At 68.3% G+C, this 18,180-nt stretch carries 16 protein-coding genes; 8 read left to right on the top strand and 8 right to left on the bottom strand.

Annotated features, from left to right (window positions below; translation table 11 throughout):
* Positions 1-80 precede the first annotated feature (80 nt).
* Positions 81-2,513 carry an acetamidase/formamidase family protein gene (locus G4D77_RS25360; RefSeq protein WP_046239075.1) on the top strand — a complete coding sequence of 811 codons (2,433 nt, stop codon included), beginning with the start codon at positions 81-83 and terminating at the stop codon, positions 2,511-2,513.
* A gap of 13 nt (positions 2,514-2,526) precedes the next feature.
* Here G4D77_RS25360 and G4D77_RS25355 read toward each other — a convergent pair whose 3' ends face one another.
* Positions 2,527-3,348 (bottom strand): alpha/beta fold hydrolase, encoded by an 822-nt coding sequence (locus tag G4D77_RS25355; RefSeq protein ID WP_016451331.1) that lies wholly within the window; start codon positions 3,346-3,348, stop codon positions 2,527-2,529.
* Positions 3,349-3,564: 216 nt separating this feature from the next.
* Between G4D77_RS25355 and G4D77_RS25350 the strand changes: the two genes are divergently transcribed.
* Positions 3,565-3,918, top strand: coding sequence for an Mpo1-like protein (locus G4D77_RS25350; protein WP_016447505.1), 354 nt, complete (start codon positions 3,565-3,567; stop codon positions 3,916-3,918).
* On the opposite strand, the gene G4D77_RS25345 is transcribed toward G4D77_RS25350, so the two are convergent.
* Positions 3,915-5,267 (bottom strand): YihY family inner membrane protein, encoded by a 1,353-nt coding sequence (locus tag G4D77_RS25345; protein WP_154833837.1) that lies wholly within the window; start codon positions 5,265-5,267, stop codon positions 3,915-3,917. The genes G4D77_RS25350 and G4D77_RS25345 overlap by 4 nt on opposite strands.
* A gap of 101 nt (positions 5,268-5,368) precedes the next feature.
* Between G4D77_RS25345 and G4D77_RS25340 the strand changes: the two genes are divergently transcribed.
* Both G4D77_RS25340 and G4D77_RS25335 read left to right on the top strand, forming a co-directional pair.
* The gene (locus G4D77_RS25340; protein WP_016451330.1) at positions 5,369-5,767 is read left to right on the top strand and encodes a DUF2069 domain-containing protein; all 399 of its coding nucleotides are present in this window, start codon (positions 5,369-5,371) and stop codon (positions 5,765-5,767) included.
* Between the two features lie 44 nt (positions 5,768-5,811).
* On the top strand, positions 5,812-7,242 hold the full coding sequence (locus G4D77_RS25335; RefSeq protein ID WP_017406726.1) for an FAD-binding oxidoreductase: 1,431 nt from the start codon (positions 5,812-5,814) through the stop codon (positions 7,240-7,242).
* Between the two features lie 78 nt (positions 7,243-7,320).
* Here the strand turns inward: G4D77_RS25335 and G4D77_RS25330 are convergent, their stop codons facing one another.
* The gene (locus tag G4D77_RS25330) at positions 7,321-7,902 is read right to left on the bottom strand and encodes an Ivy family c-type lysozyme inhibitor (RefSeq protein ID WP_016447509.1); all 582 of its coding nucleotides are present in this window, start codon (positions 7,900-7,902) and stop codon (positions 7,321-7,323) included.
* 176 nt (positions 7,903-8,078) lie between these two features.
* On the opposite strand from G4D77_RS25330, the gene G4D77_RS25325 reads away from it, so the two are divergent.
* From G4D77_RS25325 to G4D77_RS25315, 3 genes are all read left to right on the top strand, one after another.
* A complete protein-coding gene (locus G4D77_RS25325; protein WP_034400291.1) occupies positions 8,079-8,903 on the top strand; it encodes a thymidylate synthase in 825 nt (274 codons plus the stop codon).
* A gap of 21 nt (positions 8,904-8,924) precedes the next feature.
* Entirely contained in the window at positions 8,925-9,425 is a 501-nt protein-coding gene (locus G4D77_RS25320; protein WP_016451327.1) for a dihydrofolate reductase, read from the top strand.
* Positions 9,426-9,520: 95 nt separating this feature from the next.
* Positions 9,521-10,603 (top strand): metallophosphoesterase, encoded by a 1,083-nt coding sequence (locus G4D77_RS25315; protein WP_154833820.1) that lies wholly within the window; start codon positions 9,521-9,523, stop codon positions 10,601-10,603.
* Positions 10,604-10,798: 195 nt separating this feature from the next.
* Here the strand turns inward: G4D77_RS25315 and G4D77_RS25310 are convergent, their stop codons facing one another.
* The 4 genes from G4D77_RS25310 to hxpB form a co-directional block, all read right to left on the bottom strand.
* Positions 10,799-13,405, bottom strand: a complete 2,607-nt coding sequence (locus G4D77_RS25310) for a TonB-dependent siderophore receptor (protein WP_154833819.1) — start codon at positions 13,403-13,405, stop codon at positions 10,799-10,801.
* 271 nt (positions 13,406-13,676) lie between these two features.
* Positions 13,677-14,711 (bottom strand): FecR family protein, encoded by a 1,035-nt coding sequence (locus G4D77_RS25305; protein ID WP_154833818.1) that lies wholly within the window; start codon positions 14,709-14,711, stop codon positions 13,677-13,679.
* Positions 14,708-15,328: an RNA polymerase sigma factor gene (locus G4D77_RS25300; RefSeq protein WP_126310652.1), complete on the bottom strand. Its 621-nt coding sequence runs from the start codon at positions 15,326-15,328 to the stop codon at positions 14,708-14,710. The genes G4D77_RS25305 and G4D77_RS25300 overlap by 4 nt, the downstream gene beginning before the upstream one ends.
* Before the next feature lie 162 nt (positions 15,329-15,490).
* Complete coding sequence (gene hxpB / locus G4D77_RS25295; protein WP_223275131.1) at positions 15,491-16,186, bottom strand: hexitol phosphatase HxpB; 696 nt, start codon at positions 16,184-16,186, stop codon at positions 15,491-15,493.
* A 116-nt stretch (positions 16,187-16,302) separates the two neighbouring features.
* Between hxpB and G4D77_RS25290 the strand changes: the two genes are divergently transcribed.
* Positions 16,303-16,812 (top strand): DUF1993 domain-containing protein, encoded by a 510-nt coding sequence (locus G4D77_RS25290; protein ID WP_047473888.1) that lies wholly within the window; start codon positions 16,303-16,305, stop codon positions 16,810-16,812.
* Positions 16,813-16,840: 28 nt separating this feature from the next.
* On the opposite strand, the gene G4D77_RS25285 is transcribed toward G4D77_RS25290, so the two are convergent.
* Positions 16,841-18,130, bottom strand: a complete 1,290-nt coding sequence (locus G4D77_RS25285; protein WP_154833816.1) for an MFS transporter — start codon at positions 18,128-18,130, stop codon at positions 16,841-16,843.
* Positions 18,131-18,180: the final 50 nt, after the last annotated feature.

Raw genomic sequence — 18,180 nt, 5'->3', positions numbered from 1 at the left:
CGCACAAAAACTTGTCGCGGCTGCCATCCGGTGCGCCGGGCTTGGACAGGCAGTACGCGGCAGTTCATAGTTCGCCCCTGATGCACGACGATCCAAGACGCTTTTCCACCCACGCATTTCCCGATGCCTTGCGGCAGGCTGCGCTCAATGAGGCGCTGTCCAGGGCAGACATCCATGGCGAAGCGCCCACGCCACCGGCCACCCACCTGGCGCTGCGCAGCTCGCCACTGGGATCGGTATTCATTACGCTGGCCACCTCGCCACTGACGCTGCGGGCCGTGGCCAAGCGGCTGCGCGGCCCGGGCCTGCTGCTGTGCGCCTTGCTGCAAGGCAGCGCCGATGCGGTGGTCGAGGACGCCGCGTTCCCGCTCAAGGCCGGCTCCGCGCTGCTGCTGGAGTCAGACCGGGACTGGCAGCTGCAGTTGCCCGGCGACGGCCGCCTGCTGCTTGCGCGGCTGGAGTCCTCGAGCTTTCTGCTGCGCCTGCTGCGCTCGTGCCCGCCCGAGGCCAGGCACATCGGCGGGACAGGCGGTGTGGGGGCCATGTGCATGGCAATGGCGGCCTCACTGGCAGAGCAGATCGACACACTGGCACAGGACGATCTGCTGTCCGTGGAGGCCACGCTCACCGACATGCTGGTCACCTGCCTGACACCGCGCGCCGGCAATCCCGACCAGGAGCAGGCCGAGGCGACCGAGCCGCCCAGCGCCGTGCAGCTTGGCCATCTGCGCCGCATCTGCCGCGCCATCGAAACCCGGCTGGGCGATGCCGAGCTGTCCATCGATGCCATCGCCGAAGCCGAGGGGCTGTCCACGCGCTATCTGCAAAAGCTGTTCAAGGGAGCGGCCACCAGCTTCAGCACCTACCTGCGCGAACGCCGGCTGGAGCGCTGCCGCATGGATCTGAGCAACCGCTCGCTGCAGCATTGCTCCATTGCCGAGCTGTGCTTTCGCTGGGGCTTTGGCGATGCCGCCAACTTCAGCCGTGCCTTCACGGCCCGCTATGGACTGTCCCCCAAGGCCTATCGCGCCAGTCCGGCGCGCGTGCAGGATGCGCCGCCCGGCCAGCGCGGACGCCCCTCGCCCGCCGAGAGCGCTGCACAGGGTGCAGAACCGGCCGCAGCGCGCCTGGCACACAGCCCGTTCCAGGCCCTGCTGCGCGACCATGCACGCTACGCCCAGGCGCTGGCCCTTGTGCCCAAGCGCTCGGCGCACGCAGACAATGGTGGTGCGTCGCCCCAGCACTACTACCTTCCGGTCTCCGACAAGACCGTGCACTGGGGCTACCTGAGCCGTTCACTCAAGCCCGTGCTTTCGGTGCGCTCGGGTGACGTGGTGACCATGGAGACGCTGACCCAGCATGCCTCGGACGACTGGGAACGCATGATCGAAGGCGATCCGGGCGCCGAAAGCGTGTTCCACTGGACCGCAGCCCAGAAGGCCGTGGACCGGCGCGGCGCGGGCCCGATGGATGCCTCGATCTACGGCCGCGGCGCGGGCGAGGGCTTCGGCGTGCACATCTGCACCGGCCCCGTCTATGTGCATGAGGCCGAACCTGGCGACCTGCTGGAGATACGCATCCTCGACGTGCAGCCACGCCCCAGCTGCAGCCCCGCCCACCACGGCCGTGTCTTCGGCAGCAACGCCGCCGCCTGGTGGGGCTTTCACTACCGCGACCAGATCACGGAGCCCCGCCAGCGCGAAGTGGTCACCATCTACGAAATCGACCACGCACTGCCCGAGGAGCCCACGGCCCGCGCCGTCTACAACTACCGCTGGACGCCGCAGACCGACCCCTTCGGCGTGGTCCATCCGACCATCGACTACCCGGGCGTGCCCGTGGACCCCGCCAGCATCACCCGGCGCTTTGGTGTGCTGGACAAGGCACGCGTGCCGCTGCGTCCGCATTTCGGCATGCTGGCCGTGGCACCGCGAGAGGCCGGCCTGATCGACTCCATACCGCCGAGCTACTTCGGCGGCAACCTGGACAATTGGCGCGCGGGCAAGGGCGCGACGCTCTTCCTGCCCGTATCGGTGCCCGGCGCGCTGTTTTCGGTGGGAGACCCGCATGCATCCCAAGGCGACTCGGAACTGTGCGGCACGGCCATCGAATGCTCGCTGACCGGCAGCTTCGAGCTGCGGGTGCACAAGCGCGCCGCGCTGGACAACCGCTTCCTTGCAGAGCTGGACCACCCTTTCCTGGAGACCGGCTCCGAGTGGGTGATACAGGGCTTCAGCTTCACCGACCACCTGGCCGAACTGGGCAGCCAGGCGCAGTCCCAGGTCTATCGCAAGTCATCGCTGGAAGGCGCCATGCGTGACGCCTTCCACAAGGCAAGGCGCTATCTGATGCTGGCCCACGGGCTGGACGAGGACGAGGCCGTATCACTGATCTCCGTGGCCGTGGACTTCGCCGTGACGCAGGTGGTGGACGGCAACTGGGGCGTGCACGCCGTGATCAAGAAGAAGCTGTTTCCGCCGGAGCTCTCGGCGTCCGCCCAGGCGGGCCACTGAAGCCCACCCGGGATCAGACCCGTGCCAGGAAGCGGGCGATGCGCTGGGCGATGCGCTCGGGCTGCTCGCGGTGGGGGACGTGGCCGCCACCGGCCACGATCTCCACCTCCACAGGGCCGCGCGCCCGGTCGCGGATGCGCTCGGGGTGGACCAGGGAGCCGAACTCGTCATGCTCGCCGTGGATGGCCAGCACCGGGCAGCGCACGCGCTCCAGCGCCTCGTCCAGCCGGTAGTCGGCAAATGGCTGCGACAGCCAGGTATCGACCCAGGCAGACAGCACCCAGGCGGCCTTGTCGCCGTGGTATTTCTCCAGGCGCGCCAGCTGGCCGGGCCGGGCGAAATCCTGTTGGGCCGCACGAATGCCCTGCAAGGTGCGATCTTCCACGAAGGCCTGGGCGGACTCCGTGACCACCGCCTTGCACTGCGCGCCGTATCGGGCCGCCACCATGGCGGCCATGCCGCCGCCCACGCTGTGGCCCAGCACGATGAAATCCCCAAGGCCCAGCCCCTGGTGCACTGCCGGAAACACGGTCTCTGCCTCCCGGGCCACAAAGCCCGGCCCCAGCGTGCCCGGATAGGGGTCGGACTGGCCAAAGCCCAGCCGGTCGTAGGCCAGCACATCGCGGCGCGTGGCCTCGGCCAGTTGCTGCGGGAAATCACGCCACAGCGCCACCGAACCCAGCGAGTCGTGCAGCAGCACGATGGGCGCGCGGGCCAGGGACTCTTCGCCGGCCGCCGGCGCCTGCCAGCGCCTGACGTAGATGCTGCCCTGGGGCGTGGAAATGCGGGTTTCGCTCAGGGATGCGGGGATGTCGGTCATGCAGGAGGAAGGCATCGAAAAACTCCATGCCGGTCAGCGCCGGCCCGGCAGACATCATGCGCCCGCATGCCGCCAGAGGGCGACACCGTGGCGACGCGCAGGGCGGAATGCGGCAGCTTTTGTCTCTCTCGGGGCAGCTTTTGCGAACCTGGGCGCGCGGGTTCCTCCGATGGTGAGCGGCAAGGCAGCAGCGTATAAGTTGACCCTACCCCATGCTTGCGAAGGCCTGCCATGTCACACGCTTCCGCTCCCCTGCCCGGCGCCGCACAGGCTGCCGTGGACCCGCGCCAGTTCAAGAGCTTTGCCGAGTTCTATCCGTTCTACCTGCAGGAGCACAGCAACCGCACCTGCCGGCGCCTGCACTTCGTGGGCTCCACGCTGGCGCTGCTGTGCCTGTTCGCGCTGTTCCTGACCGGCAATTTCTGGTTCCTGCTGGGCGGCCTGCTGTTTGGCTACGGCTTTGCCTGGATAGGGCATTTCGGCTTCGAGAAGAACCGGCCCGCCAGCTTCAAGCGCCCGCTCTACAGCTTTCGCGGCGACTGGGTGATGTGGCGCGACATCCTGACGGGCCGCATCCCGCTCTAGACCGGAGCCTGCGGCCTTTGCTCCAGCAGATCGGCCAGCGTCATGCCTGCCAGCCCCGTGCGATCCCACAGCGGCTGCACGGCCGGCGACGGCGCCAGCAGCAGACGCTGCACCAGCGGCTGCAGCGGCGTGCGATGGGGCTCCACCAGCAGCATGTAGCGGGGCTCGGGGCCTTCGCTGGCCGCCACAGTGCCGGGGGCCTGCACCGTGCCCACCCAGTCCAGCACCGACAGCGCCTGCAGCACCGGATCGATCTGCTGCCAGTCCACACGCAGGCGCCGCGCCAGATCGCTGGCGTACAAGCCCTTGGCGGGCGACTCGCGCTCCTGTGCGAGGTACTGCAGGATCTCCACGGCCATCTCGAACTGCCAGCCCTGCTGGCCCGGCATGCGCTGCACGCCCGCCATCACGATGGGCAGGTAGGCCGTGACCACGGCGCCCAGCAGCACGATGACCCAGGCCATGTAGATCCAGATCAGCAGGATGGGCAGCGTGGCGAAGGTGCCGTAGATGACCGAATAGGTAGGCACCGAGGCCAGGTACAGGCCCAGCGCCTTCTTCGCCAGCTCCATGCAGGTGGCCACGAACAGGCCGCCCACCCAGGCATGGCGCCAGCGCACCGCCGTGTTGGGCACGTAGTGGTACAGGCCCGCCATGCCAGCGGCCAGCGCCAGGTACTCGATGGAATCGAAGATGAAGCGCAAGCCTTCGGGCAGCGCATTGACCAGCCCGCGCGAGGCCGACATCACATAGGACGACAGCACCAGGCTCAGGCCCAGCACCAGGGGGCCCAGCGTGATCGCCGCCCAGTAGATCAGCACGCGCTGGCCCAGCGGCCGCAACTGGCGCACGCGCCAGATGTTGTTGAGCGTGCGGTCAATGGTGAGGATCAGCGCCACCGCCGTGATCACCAGAATGGAAAACCCCGCCATGCCCAGCTGGCTGGCCTTGGAGGCGAACTGCGTCAGATAGCCCAGCACCTGGCGCGCGATGGTCTCGGGGATCAGGCTGTCGATCAGCCAGCGCTCCAGCACGATCTGCACGCGGGAGAAGATGGGAAAGGCCGTGAACAGCGCCAGCGCCACCGTGAAGAACGGCACCAGGGCCAGCACCGTGGTGAAGGTCAGGCTGCTGGCGGTCACGCCCAGCCGGTCCTCGCGAAAGCGTTCGCGCAGCGTGTGTGCGGTATTGCGCCATGGAAAGCAGCGCCAGCGTTCGCGCCACGATCTCGGCACCGCAGGCTCGGGCGGCTCGGCCAGGGACAGGCTGCGCTCCCGGGCAGGAACGGGCAGCGCCAGGGAGCCACCCTCCAGGCCATCGACGGGCTCCTTTTCGGGGCCGCCGCTCATCGCCACATCTCCGCCGCAAGGCGCATGTCTGCAGCGGGCGCGGCCATCCAAGCAATCACATGTTCAAAGGTCAAGACCATGGCCGATATGATGCCACCCCGATGACTGATTCCATTTCTCGCCCCGGCGCCGATGTCGCCGCCACCCGCTGGCTGGCGGTCTCCAGCCTCATGGGCCTGATCGTGCTGAGCCTGGCCTGGGAACTGTGGCTGGCGCCCATGCGGCCCGGGGGCTCCTGGCTTGTGCTCAAGGCCCTGCCGCTGGCGATTCCGCTGATCGGCCTGCTCAAGCACCGCATGTATACCTACCGCTGGGTCAGCCTGCTGGTGTGGATCTATTTCACCGAGGGCGTGGTGCGCGCCTGGAGCGACCCCGCGCCCGGGCGCTGGCTGGCGCTGCTCGAAGTTTTCCTGTGCCTGATGCTGTTCACCGCCTGCGCCCTGCATGTGCGCTGGCGCCAGCGCAGCGCGCGCCGCGCGGCCCAGGCGGCCGGCGGCTGAGCCCCCCGTTTTCATGCCTTCACGTCTTTGAAAGAAGTTGCAACATGACTGCACTGCTTGAACGCCTGCGCCAGATCGTCGGCGAAGCCCATGTCCTCACCGAGGGCGACCTTGTGGCCTACGAACAGGATTGGCGCCGCCGCGTGCGCGGCAAGTCCCTGGCCGTGGTACGCCCGGCCAGCACGGCCGAGGTGGCCGCCGTGGTGCGCGAATGCGCGGCCGCAGGCACCAGCATCATCCCGCAGGGCGGAAACACCGGCCTGTCGGTGGGCTCCACGCCGGACGACAGCGGCACGCAGGTCGTGCTCAGCCTCACGCGCATGAATGCCGTGCGCAACATCGACCGCGACAACCTGAGCTTCACCGTCGAGGCCGGCTGCATCCTGCAAAGCCTGCAGGAGCTTGCCGAGAAAGAGGGCCTGCTGTTCCCGCTGTCGCTGGCCGCCGAAGGCAGCTGCACCATTGGCGGCAACCTGGGCACGAACGCGGGCGGCACCCAGGTGGTGCGCTACGGCAACACGCGCGAGCTGTGCCTGGGCCTGGAAGTGGTCACCCCGCAGGGCGAGATCTGGGACGGCCTCAAGGGCCTGCGCAAGGACAACACCGGCTACGACCTGCGCGACCTGTTCATCGGCAGCGAAGGCACGCTGGGCATCATCACCGCCGCCACCATGAAGCTGTTCCCCCAGCCTGCGGCACAGCTCACGGCCTTCGCCGCCGTGCCCTCCATGGAAGCGGCCGTGCGCCTGCTGGGCATGGCGCACCAGTACCTGGGCGCGGGCCTGACGGGCTTCGAGGTCATGGGCCAGTTCGCTCTGTCGCTGGTGATCAAGCACATGCCCCAGCTGCGCGTGCCCTTTGCCGGGCTGATCGGCGCGCCGCCCTACTACGTGCTGGTCGAGAATTCGGACAGCGAGTCCGAGCAGCATGCGCGCGAGCGTTTCGAGGCGCTGCTGGAGCTGGCCTTCGAGGACGGCTGCGTGCTCGACGCCGTGGTGGCCGAAAGCCTGTCGCAGGCCCATGAGCTGTGGCACATCCGCGAAAGCATTCCGCTGGCCCAGGCCGAGGAAGGCCTTAACATCAAGCACGACATCTCCATCGCCGCATCGCGCATCCCCGCCTTCGTCGAGCACACCGATGCCGTGCTGCAGCGCGAGATCCCTGGCGTGCGCCTGGTCAACTTCGGCCACCTGGGCGACGGCAACCTGCACTACAACGTGCAGGCGCCCGAGGGCGGTGACGCCAAGGCCTTCCTCAACGAGCGAGAGCACCTGGTCAACCACCTCGTCTATGAAGCCGTGGCCGAATTCGGCGGCTCGTTCTCGGCCGAGCACGGCGTGGGTGCGCTCAAGGTGGACAAGCTGCAGAAGTACCAGTCCCCCGTGGCGCTGGGCATGATGCGCGCCATCAAGCAGGCGCTGGACCCGCAGGGACTGATGAACCCGGGCTGCATCCTGCCAAGGCAAGCCTCCTGAGCGCAACGCCGCCCCTTCTGGGGCAGCGCCGGGTTTGCACGCGCCGTCCTGAGCCAGGAGCGGCACGTGCCTGCCTTGTCAGGAAACCGGTTTGGCCTCGATATTGGCCATCGTCTTGTTGACCTGTTCGGGCCAGGCGATGTCGGCGCCGGCCGCATCGGAGAAGTCGGACTGTTTGCCGCCGGTGAGCAGCCACACGCGCAGGGCATTGCGGGCGGGATCGATCACGATGGCGCCCATTTCCTCGCCGCCCTGGTGCGGGCGCAGGCCGACGATGCTCCAGACATCTCCTTCCTTGGTCAGCGGGCCCACGGTACGCATATTGCTCAGCAGGGTCGGGTAGCTGGTGCCCAGCAGCGCCTTGAGCCGGTCGGCCAGCACGCCCTGCTCCAGGTAGTTGGTGCCGTCGTAGGGATACTTGCCCACGTACTCGGCCAGGCTGTCCAGGCCGGGCTCCCCCGCCTTGGCGGTGGAGGGCATGCGCGTGCGCGCGGGAAACGCCAGCACCAATTCCGGGGCTGGTGCAGCCACATCGAGTGCGACGGACTGCGCGGCCTTGGGAGTCGGGACGGAGGGAGAACGCGGATCGCAGGCTGTCAGCGCCAGCATGGCGACACCCAATGCAACGGCGGCCTGCCAGGGGGAGAGCATGGAAGACATGCGCAAGCTCCTTGTCAAAGCGGATGCGAAAAAAGCGGTGACGCCGGTGCGAAAGCCTGGGCAATGCACCGGCACCAGTCTGCGGGCATTTTCGCACCCGGGGCGCCAGACCTTGTTTCAAGGGGCATGGATACCGTCGGACAAGGCGCCGTATTCATCAAGGGATAATCCGGAAGATGAACACGACTCCTGCGCCCCGCCCAGCCCGCTCCCAGTACGAAGATTTCATGCGCCATGTGTACGAGCACGGCGTGTCCAAGACCGACCGTACCGGCACGGGCACGCGCAGCGTGTTCGGCCACCAGATGCGCTTCGACCTGTCCGAAGGCTTTCCGCTGGTCACCACCAAGAAGGTGCACCTCAAGTCCATCATCCTGGAACTGCTGTGGTTCCTGCGCGGCGACAGCAATGTGCGCTGGCTGCAGGAGCGCGGCTGCACCATCTGGGACGAATGGGCCCGCGAGGACGGCGACCTGGGCCCGGTCTATGGCGTGCAATGGCGCAACTGGCCGACGCCGGACGGCGGCCACATCGACCAGATCGCCGAAGTGGTCAAGCAGCTCAAGAGCAACCCGGACAGCCGCCGCATCATCGTCAGCGCCTGGAACGTGGCCGACCTGCCGCAGATGGCGCTCATGCCCTGCCACGCCTTCTTCCAGTTCTACGTGGCCGACGGCAAGCTCAGCTGCCAGCTATACCAGCGCAGCGCGGACATATTTTTGGGCGTTCCCTTCAACATCGCCAGCTACGCGCTGCTGACCCACATGCTGGCCCAGCAATGCGACCTGGAGGTGGGCGACTTCGTCTGGACCGGTGGCGACTGCCACATCTACAACAACCACTTCACCCAGGTCGAGACCCAGCTGGCGCGCCAGCCCTTCGCCTACCCGACGCTTCAGATCAAGCGCCGGCCCGACTCCATCTTCGGCTACGAGTACGAGGACTTCGAGGTCGTCGGCTACCAGCACCACGAGCCCATCAAGGCCCCCGTGGCCGTCTGAGGCAGCAGAAAGACCCGCCCGATGGCCATCCATCTCATCTACGCACGCGCCGCCAACGGCGTCATCGGCAAGGACAATGCCATGCCCTGGCACCTGCCCGAGGACCTGGCGCACTTCAAGCAATTGACCCAGGGCTCGGCCGTGGTCATGGGCCGCAAGACCTGGGACTCGCTGCCGGCCCGCTTCAGGCCGCTGCCCGGGCGCACCAACATCGTGGTCACGCGCCAGGCGGACTGGGCACCCGAGCCAGCCGCCCCCGGCGTGCTGCATGCCACCAGCCTGGAGCAGGCCCTGGCGCTGGGCCGCCAGGCATCCGCCGACGTGTGGGTCATGGGCGGTGCCCAGATCTACGCCCAGGCCCTGCCGCTGGCCGACAGCATCGAGGTGACTGAAATCGAACGCGACTACGAAGGCGACGCCTTCGCGCCCACGCCGGGCCCCGAGTGGCAGGAAGTCTCGCGCAGCGGCCATGTGGCAGCCAATGGCCTGCCCTACAGCTTTGTGCGCCTGCAACGGCGCTGACACGGTCCTGTCGCAAACGGGGCTGGCGGGCACGGCGGGTCTGTGCAAATAATGTCGGTTTTCCAAGCCTGCGCCGTCTTTTGCATCTTTCCGCCATGAGCCTCGTCCAGCCCCTGCCCCCCGGTCCGCTCGACATCGTCGGCGACATCCATGGCGAAGCCGAAGCGCTGGAGCATCTGCTGGGGCACCTGGGCTACGACGTGCTGGGCCGCCACCCCCAGGGCAGGCGCCTGGTCTTCGTGGGCGACTTCTGCGACCGGGGTCCAGACAGCCCGGGCGTGCTGGCCCGCGTGGTGCCCATGCTGGAGTCGGGCCATGCGCTGGCCGTGCTCGGCAACCACGAAATCAACCTGCTGCGCGAGGATGCCAAGGACGGCTCCGGCTGGTTCTTCGACAGCCGCGTGGCCTCCGACACACCCAAGTACGCCCCGTTCGCACGCATGCCGCTGTGCGATATCCCCGACACCCTGGCCTTGCTGGAGCGGCTGCCCATCGCCATGGAGCGCGAGGACCTGCGCGTGGTCCACGCGGCCTGGCGCCCGCAGCAGATCGCCATGGCGCGCGAGCTGCCGCCAGGCAGCGCGCGCAGCGCCTATGACCACTTCGAGGCCGTGGCCGCCCAGCAGGCCCAGGTCAACAAGGTGGCCGAACGCATGCGCGCCGAGCGCCGGCAATGGCCGCACGACCTGGAAGACCGCAACTGGCTGCCGCCCTTCCTGCCCGCGCACAGCGAAAGCGAGCTGGCCAAGGCCATGGTCAATCCGCTGAAGGTGCTGACCTCGGGCGTGGAGCGCGAATGCCGCAACCCCTTCTACGCGGGCGGCAAGTGGCGCTTCGTCGAGCGCGTGGCCTGGTGGAACGAATATGAGGATGCCCAGGCCGTGGTCGTGGGCCACTACTGGCGGCGCCTGAATCGCGGCGGCCCGTCCTTCCATGGTGCCCAGGCCGAGAACCTGTTCGGCCAGACGGGCCCGCTGTCCTGGCACGGCCGGCGCGGCAATGTGTTCTGCGTGGACTACTCGGTCGGCGGCCGCTGGAATGCCCGCCTGGCGGGCGAGGACCCGCAGCAGCGCTTCAAGCTTGCCGCCATGCGCTGGCCCGAGCGCCGCCTGGTGTTCGACGACGGTGCCCAGGCGGACAGCGAGGAGTTCGGCGTTGCGGCGGCCGCTGCCGCATAGCACGCGCCAGATACGCGGCGCTTAGCGTCAGCAGCAGCGAGCGCGGTGCGCCGTATCAGTTGTTGCCCGACACCGTGTTGAACGAAGGCACGTAGCAGCGCCTGTCCAGCAGGTTGCTGGCGTTGGGCGCCACGCCCAGAGGGTGTCCGCCCCCTCCGAAGAGAGGGGGAAGCGGCGCAGCCGCTCAGGGGTGCCTCAGAACGTTCCGCGCAGCGTCAGCATCACATTGCGAGGCTCGCCATACCAGTTGTTGCCGCCGCTGGTGCCCACCGTGCGGTAGTAGACCTTGTCGAACAGGTTGTTCAGGTTGAGCACGGCCTGCCAGTTGCGGTTGATGCGGTACTGCACGCTGGCATTCCACACGGCATAGCCGCCCTGGCTGAACTTGAAGGGCACGGCCGCGCCGTCGAACTTGCCCGTGTCAGGATTGAAGGCATTGGCCGAGCCGCTCACGAAATGCGCGCTCTGGATATTGGCGCCACCGCCAATCGTCCATTGCGACAGCTCGCCGGGCAGGCGGTAGGTGCTCCACAGCTTGAACAGATGCTTGGGCGTGACGGAGTGGTAGATGCCTTCGATGCCCGGCGTCTTGTTGTGGTTGCGGTTGAAGGTGTAGCCGGCAAACAGCTGCCAGCCGCGCGCCAGCTCGCCCGAGATCTCGCCTTCCACGCCCTGGCTGACCACCTTGCCCTTGCTCAGCCAGCAGCAGTTCAGGCCCGCGTCGCCGATGTCGGTGTTGGGGTAGGAGGGATCGGCCACGGCCTCGCCATTGCGCTCTATGCGGTACAGGGCCATGGAGGCCATCAGCCGGCCCTCGTTGAACTCGCCCTTGGCGCCCAGCTCGAAATTGCGGCCCTTGATGGGGTCCAGCGGCGTGCCGGGAAAGGGCCCGCCCAGCTTGTCGGCCTGGGACTTGTGGATCTCGGCGACGCTGCCGTAGGCCGTCCAGCGGTCGTCGATGTCGTAGACCAGGCCACCGTAGGGCGTGAAGATGCCGCTCTCGCCATAGGACGACACGATGCGGCTGGTGAGATTGCCGGCCCGATCGAAGCGCAGCCAGGGCGTCTGCGTGTCGTAGCTGGCGCGGCGCGCGCCGACGATGGCGGTCAGGCGGTCCGTCAGGCTCAGGTTGAGCCGGCCGTACAGGCCTTTCTGCGTGGCGCCATAGCCCGCGAAGCTGCGCGTCTTCCAGACGAAGCTGGGCAGGGGAATGGCGCCCGGGTCGAAGCCGAACACGTTGATGCCCCCCGGCATGTCCACCTCGGACAGAAAGGTGTCCTGCGTGTCGCGGATCTTGACCCAGTCCGCGCCCAAAAGCAGCCGGTGCCTGCGCCCCAGCAAGGAGAACGTTCCGCTGACGTTGGCATCCAGCGCCTTCTTGGTGGAATAGAAATCGTTGGAGAACCCGCTGAGCGCCGCGCCCAGGCCGGTCGAGGGGTCCACCGCCCCGGACATGTCCGCCAGACGGCTGTCGCTGTCGACCTTGACGTAGTTGGCATGGGCACGGACGCGCCAGTCGCCTTGCAGCCGTTGCTCCAGCTGCGCAAACAGTTCCTTGTTGGTTCTGTCGTAGTGGCCCCAGCCGGCCATCAGCGCCGTGCTGCGCGGCAGGTGCAGATCGTCGCCATTGGCCGCGCGCGGCAGGCCGCTGCGCCAGGGCAGGCTGGCCGACTTGTCGTAGCTGCCGCCCAGGGTCAGCTTGGTCGCAGGCGTGAGATCGGCTTCCACGATGCCGTAGAGCAAGGTGTTGCGCGCATCGGCGTAGTCATAGAAGAACTCGCGGTCGCTGTGCGCCAGCACGGCGCGGCCGCGCACCCGGCCATCGGCAGCCAGGGGGCCCGCCACATCAAGTTCTGCACGGCGCTGGTTCCAGCTGCCCACCGAGGCCGAGGCCAGCACCTGCGGCTGTGCCGTGGGGCGCTTTCTCACCAGGTTGATGGAGCCGCCGGGCTCGCCATTGCCGCTGTACAGGCCGTCCGCGCCGCGGATCACCTGCACGCTGTCGTACATGGCCATGTTGGGGTCGAAGGTGCCCTGGCTGAAGGCGTCCACCGCCGCTCCGTCGATCTGGACATTGCTGATCTGGAAGCCCCGCGCGTAGAAGCTGTTGGCCGTGCCGCCCAGGCCGCCCGAGCCCGCGTAGTCCACCGTCACGCCCGTGGTCTGCTGCATCACGTCGCCCACGGAGACCAGGCCCTGGTCCTCGATGCGCTGGCGTGTGACCACGGAGATGGACTGCGGCGTCTCGCGCACGCTCTGCCCCTTGCCCAGCGACACGCGCGAGGCCGCATAGGAGCCCGAACCCTCCGTGGTATCGCCAGCGTGTGCCTGGGCCGTGACCAGCACCGTGCCCAGCGCAGCATCGGCTGCCGGCGACGGCTCCCTGGCGGGTGCCTTCAGCGTGTAGGCGCCCGGTACGGCGTCGATCACGGTCACGCCCGTGCCGGCCAGCAGCCGGTCCAGCGCCTGGCGCGGCGTGAAGCGGCCCTGCAAGGCCGGCGAAGTGCGGCCTGCAACGATCTGCGGATCGAACAGCACCTGGTGCTGGGCCTGCTGCGTGAACTGGCGCAGCGCGCCGGCCAGCGGCTGGGGCGCGATGCTGAAGGCCAGCTCCCCTGCCTGCCCCGCCTGCACGGACGATGGCTGCTGCGCCTGCACCGCCGGCTGCGCCAGCGCAACCAGGGCTGCGGCCACCAGCGACGGCATCCTTGCCCGCCGCCATGGCCTGCCCCTGTGCTGAAACTCTCCTCCCCAAATGCCCGCGCCCATGGCGGCGCTGCCGTGTTCTTTTCCTGCTTGCATCCCTGCTCCTGCTGCACTGTGTCCATTGCCCGCTGTCGCGGTGTGCGCGGTGGGTGGCAGGCAGACAGTTGAGCGTCCACCCGCCACGCGCGTGCGCGGCCGTCGCGGTTGTTGGCTGAGCTGTGCACTGGGCAGCGGCCTGGCTGGCAACCATGGAGGCGCGAGAAAACCCGGCCTCCATGAAGGTAAAACCCGCTACCGCGCCAAAGTGGGAACGTGGACGAACCGAGAAAGCGGGTTATTTACATTAATTTACAAATAGACAATGCACTCAATGCGCCGAGATCCGCCAGCCGCCCTGCGCTTCGGCCTGCACACGCACCGGCAACAAGTGCGGCAGCGAGCGCAGAAACACCTCGGGCTTGCCCGTCAGCGCCACGCCGGACACGGACAGCGCGGCCAGCCGCGCATCGCCATCCACCCGTACGGGCTGGCCCAGGTAGCGCGACAGATCGGCAGCGACCTCGGCCAGCGTTGCCTGCTGGAACACCATCTGGCCGCTGCGCCAGTCGCCCACCGTGTCCGCGCCGGCCGCCAGCGGATGCTGCGTGCCGTCGCGGGCATCGACGGACATGCCGGCACCCGCGCCCAGCAGCAGGCGCCGGTCGTCCGCCGCATGGCGGTCGGGGCGCAGCTCCACCTTGCCCTCCAGCACCTTGACCACCAGCGCGGGCGGCCCGGCGCGCACATTGAAGGCCGTGCCCACCACGCGGACCTGGCTGGCGCCGCTGTCCACGGTGAAGGGCCGCGAGCGGTCGGCGGCGACCTGGAAGAAGGCCTCGCCCTGATCCAGCACCGTCTCGCGGCGGCGCGGGTAGTAGCGCACCTGCAGCCTGGAGGAAAAATTCAGCGTGACCCGCGTGCCATCGGGCAGTTCAGCCTCGCGCACCTCGCCGGGGCCGGTGGCCATCTCGATCACATGGCTTGCGTGGTTGTCCCAGGCATACCAGCCCCCGCCCACGGCCAGCGTCGTGACCAGAGCCACCGACAGCAATGCAGGCATCAGGCCGCGGCGTGTGCGCTGACGTGCCGGCGCGGGCAAGTGGGCCTGTGTCTGCGCACGCGGCCCGCTCGCCCTGGCTTGCGGCGCAGCAGCCGCGTCGCAGGCCAGCGCCGGCCTGGGCAACTGCTGCAGGTCCAGCACCGTGCGCCCCAGGCTCTCGAAGATGCTGCGGTGCTGCGGGTCGGCGGCCAGCCAGGCGTCGAGTTCGCGCTCGTCGGCGCCGGTCCAGTCGGCTTCGCGGCGGCGGGCGAAGTAGTCGGCGGCGCGGGCATGCAATTGCAGGCGTTGCGGGGTCAGCGTCATTCCCGGCCCTCCCCGTCCGTCGCGGCCTGCGCCAGCAGGCCCTGCATCAGGCGCATGTCTTCGGCGCTGCCGTACTGCACGCGCAGCTCGCAATAGGCCATGGCCAGCGTCACATGGTTGTGCACCATGCGGCGCGTAATGCCCATGCGCTGCGCCACCTCGGTCTGCGTGAGCCCGTCGATGCTGTGCAGCACGAAGGCCTCGCGGCGGCGCTCGGGCAGCTCGGCCATGGCCTGCTCCAGCCGGCCCAGGCGCTCGCGGTGGTGCGCCGCCTGCAGGGGGTCCGAGCCTTCGCCGGCCGGCAATTGCTGCGCCAGTTCCATGTGTTCATCCAGCGAGACCGATTCGCGCCCCGGCGCGCCCGCCGAGCGGCGCCAGGCATCGTGCGATACATGGCGGGCGATCACGCGCAGATAGGGCTCCTGCTCCTCGGGCGGCAGGGCCTTGCCCGAGGCCGCATAGCGCACGAAGACCTCCTGCACCGCATCCTCGGCATCCTCGCGGTTGCGCATCTGCCGGCCCAGCAGGCGGCGCAGAGGCTGGTGCCAGCGTGCATACACGCGGGCCAGCAGGGAGGGGGCGGCATCATCGTCCGCGCCAGGCACGCGCGCGCTCACGGGCAGGCTCCCGGCACAGCGGTCAGGACGCAGGCAGGCACGCCAGCATGGGAAACGGACAGGACGAAGAAGAACGGCACGGGCGGCGATTGTACTGAGAATGGTTCTCATCAACACCCTTGCGGCCGGCACGCGCCATGCGATGCGGGTGCTGCGGATGCCTTACCGGCCCGCTGCCCCATGCAGCGCCACCAGCGTGGGCACCACCCAGTTCGGCGCAGGCTGCGCCCCGTCGAAGCACTGGTCCTCGGACGGCACGGCGATGACGGTCATGCCGGCCTGCCGCGCCGCATGTGTTCCCGAGACCGAGTCCTCGAACACCAGGCAGCGCCCGGCCGGCACACCCAGGCGTTGCGCCGCGAAGTAATAGATGTCGGGCGCGGGCTTGCCGCGCACCACCTGCTCGGCCGAGACGATGGCGTCGAACGCCGGCCGCAGGCCCAGCGCATCCAGGGTGTGGTGGCACAAAGACAAAGGAGAGTTCGAAGCCAGCGCCACGCGCCAGCCCAGGGCGCGGCAGGCGCCCAGTGTTTCGCGCACGCCGGGCAGGGCCTGCCCATGCGCGCTGACCAGGGCCGCCACGCGCGCGACCACGCGGCTCTCCAGCTCGCGCTGGCTGGGCCCCTGCCAGGGCCGGTGGGCATACCAGTGCGCGGCGACCTGCGCCGTGGTCATAGGCGCCGTCACGCGGGACATCTCGGCCGTGATGTCGATGCCGACCTCGGCAAAGGACTCGCGCTCGGCACGCTTCCAGAAGGGCTCGGAGTCTATGAGCAGGCCGTCCATGTCGAAGATGGCGGCGCCGAATCCGGCCTGGCCAAGGCCCGCGAACGAGGGAGCGGCTTCAGGGATTTGCATGGCGCGCATGCTAGCGCAGGCGGCAAGTGAAAGCAGTTGCTGTTAGCCTGTGCCGGCTGGCGACGGATGCAGGTGCATGCGATTGCCAGCCCTTCACAATCCTTAGCGAGCCCGCAATGACCAGCCCCCTGTACACCGCCTCCATTCCCGTCCTGCAGCAGATGCTGAAGGCCCTGTCCGACGTGCTCAAAAAGGCCGAGGAACACGCCGCGCAGAAGAACATCGATCCCGACGCCCTGCTGCAGGCCCGCCTGTTCCCCGACATGTTCCCGCTGGTGCGCCAGGTGCAGATTGCTGCGGACTTCGCCAAGGGCATCGCCTCGCGCCTGGCCGGCGCCGAGGTACCTTCGTGGCCCGACACGCAGACCAGCTTTGCCGAACTGCAGGCGCTGATCGCCAAGGCGCTGGACCATGTGGGCTCGTTCGCACCCGAGCAGTTCGCGCAAAGCGAGTCCCGCGAGATCGTGCTGCGCCCCGGCACGCCCAAGGAAAAGAAGCTGACCGCCAGCGCCTACCTGCTGCACTACGGCCTGCCGCAGTTCTTCTTCCATGTGACCACCGCCTATGCCCTGCTGCGCCACAACGGTGTCGAGGTCGGCAAGCGCGACTACATGGGCAGCTACTGAGCGTGCCGTGGCCGGTCTGGCCAGCGCTTCACTGCGCGGCCAGATCCCGGCCTCGCGTCTCCGGCAGGCACATGGCGAACAACACCACCATCACGTAGCCCGCCGTGGCGCAGATGCCGATGGCCATGCCCAGCGACAGGCCCAGCCGGTCGCTGAACACACCCACCAGCGCGGGGAAGGTGGCCCCGATGCCGCGGCCGAAGTTGTAGCAAAAGCCCTGGCCGGAGCCGCGCAGTTCGTTGGGGAACAGCTCGGCCAGGAAGGCTCCGGCGCCGCTGAAGATGCCCGACATGAAAAAGCCCAGCGGAAAGCCCAGCACCAGCATCCAGGCATCGGTGATGGGCAGCAGCGTATAGGCATAGGCCAGGCTGCCGGCGCCGATGGCGAACAGCGTGAAGGCCAGGCGCCGGCCCAGCCGGTCGGAGGCGTAGGCACCGCACAGGTAGCCTGCAAAGGCGCCGAAGATGAACATGAACTGGTAGCCGCCCGAGCCCAGCACTGTCAGGTGGCGCTCGTTCTTCAGGAAGGTGGGCAGCCACACGGCAATGGCGTAGTAGCCGCCCTGCATGCCGGTGAACATCAGGCTGGCCAGCACCGTGGTCTTGAGCATGCCGCCCTTGAAGATGTCCAGGAAGTGCCCGCTGCGCTCGCCCCGGCCCACGGCGGCACGGGTCTTCAGGTAGACCTCGGGGTCCTTGACGGTGCGGCGTATGTACAGGATCAGCAGGGCCGGCAGCAGGCCCAGCAGGAACATGGCCCGCCATGAGATCTCGGGCGGCAGAAACGAGAACAGCGCCATGGACACCAGCACGGCCGCGCCCCAGCCTATGGACCAGCTGCTTTGCACCAGGCCCACCGCCTTGCCCCTGAAGGCCGGCCGTATGGTCTCGGCGATCAGCACCGAGCCCACGGCCCACTCGCCGCCAAAGCCCAGGCCCTGCAGCGTGCGGGCCAGCAGCAGTTGGCCCGGTGTCTGCGCCAGGCCGCAGGCGAAGGTGAAAAGAGCGAATACGAGGATGGTCCACTGCAGCACACGCACGCGCCCGTAGCGGTCCGCCAGGATGCCGGCCATCCAGCCGCCGATGGCCGAGGCCACCAGCGTCGAGGTGCCGATCAGGCCGACCTCGGTCTTGCTCATGCCCCACAGCGACAGCAGGATCGGGGTGACCAGGGGCAGCGTGTAGTAGTCGAAGGCGTCCACGGCATAGCCGCCGAACGAGGCCGTCAGCGCCCGCTTTTCCTTGGGCTCGAGCTGGCCCAGCCAGTGGCCCCGGGGCTGCTCTGCGGCCAGGGTCCTTGCGTTGTCAAGGCTTGTCATTTGTTGTCTCCTTGCACTTCGGCTGCGCGAAGCGTCTTGCATTCAATGGC

The sequence above is a fragment of the Delftia sp. WY8 genome (assembly GCF_018437695.1).
Taxonomy (GTDB): Bacteria; Pseudomonadota; Gammaproteobacteria; order Burkholderiales; family Burkholderiaceae_C; genus Comamonas; species Comamonas tsuruhatensis.
This window is presented reverse-complemented; position numbering and strand designations above follow the sequence as displayed.

Excerpts from the sequence above, each read along its gene's own strand:
- G4D77_RS25305 (WP_154833818.1), bottom strand. The coding sequence starts at position 14,711 with ATGACGCTGACCCCGCAACGCCTGCAATTGCATGCCCGCGCCGCCGAC.
- G4D77_RS25330 (WP_016447509.1), bottom strand. The coding sequence starts at position 7,902 with ATGTCTTCCATGCTCTCCCCCTGGCAGGCCGCCGTTGCATTGGGTGTC.
- G4D77_RS25335 (WP_017406726.1), top strand. The coding sequence starts at position 5,812 with ATGACTGCACTGCTTGAACGCCTGCGCCAGATCGTCGGCGAAGCCCAT.
- G4D77_RS25360 (WP_046239075.1), top strand. The coding sequence starts at position 81 with ATGCACGACGATCCAAGACGCTTTTCCACCCACGCATTTCCCGATGCC.
- G4D77_RS25315 (WP_154833820.1), top strand. The coding sequence starts at position 9,521 with ATGAGCCTCGTCCAGCCCCTGCCCCCCGGTCCGCTCGACATCGTCGGC.
- G4D77_RS25350 (WP_016447505.1), top strand. The coding sequence starts at position 3,565 with ATGTCACACGCTTCCGCTCCCCTGCCCGGCGCCGCACAGGCTGCCGTG.
- hxpB (WP_223275131.1), bottom strand. The coding sequence starts at position 16,186 with ATGCAAATCCCTGAAGCCGCTCCCTCGTTCGCGGGCCTTGGCCAGGCC.
- G4D77_RS25345 (WP_154833837.1), bottom strand. The coding sequence starts at position 5,267 with ATGAGCGGCGGCCCCGAAAAGGAGCCCGTCGATGGCCTGGAGGGTGGC.
- G4D77_RS25355 (WP_016451331.1), bottom strand. The coding sequence starts at position 3,348 with ATGCCTTCCTCCTGCATGACCGACATCCCCGCATCCCTGAGCGAAACC.
- G4D77_RS25325 (WP_034400291.1), top strand. The coding sequence starts at position 8,079 with ATGAACACGACTCCTGCGCCCCGCCCAGCCCGCTCCCAGTACGAAGAT.
- G4D77_RS25340 (WP_016451330.1), top strand. The coding sequence starts at position 5,369 with ATGACTGATTCCATTTCTCGCCCCGGCGCCGATGTCGCCGCCACCCGC.
- G4D77_RS25320 (WP_016451327.1), top strand. The coding sequence starts at position 8,925 with ATGGCCATCCATCTCATCTACGCACGCGCCGCCAACGGCGTCATCGGC.
- G4D77_RS25285 (WP_154833816.1), bottom strand. The coding sequence starts at position 18,130 with ATGACAAGCCTTGACAACGCAAGGACCCTGGCCGCAGAGCAGCCCCGG.
- G4D77_RS25290 (WP_047473888.1), top strand. The coding sequence starts at position 16,303 with ATGACCAGCCCCCTGTACACCGCCTCCATTCCCGTCCTGCAGCAGATG.
- G4D77_RS25310 (WP_154833819.1), bottom strand. The coding sequence starts at position 13,405 with ATGCAAGCAGGAAAAGAACACGGCAGCGCCGCCATGGGCGCGGGCATT.